This window comes from Pontibacter sp. JAM-7, assembly GCF_048548695.2.
Classification (GTDB): Bacteria; Pseudomonadota; Gammaproteobacteria; order Pseudomonadales; family Balneatricaceae; genus Neptuniibacter.
This window is the reverse complement of record NZ_JBLYIF020000082.1, coordinates 1-236: the sequence shown is the minus strand read 5'-3', so window position 1 is coordinate 236 and position 236 is coordinate 1. Positions and strand designations below refer to the sequence as shown.

Annotated in this window: 1 protein-coding gene; it reads left to right on the top strand. The window is 52.1% G+C overall.

Annotated elements, in window-relative coordinates; genetic code table 11:
* A partial coding sequence (locus ACFVYJ_RS13950) for a response regulator (protein WP_463255482.1) occupies positions 1 to 236 on the top strand: 236 nt, incomplete at both ends.

Below are 236 nucleotides of genomic sequence, written 5' to 3'. Positions count from 1 at the left end.
GCGAAGATTTTCAGGTTTTGGAAGCGAGCGATGCAGATGAAGCCGTAGACTGCGTCGGAAATCATCAGATTGATCTGGTGACGCTTGACCTGAACCTTGGGGGCGATGACGGGTTTGACGTGACAAAACGCCTGCGTGAAATCTCTGCTGTTCCGATTGTCATGGTTACCGGCAAGGACGATGTGATTGACCGCGTGGTCGGTCTGGAGTTGGGTGCGGACGACTATATTACCAAA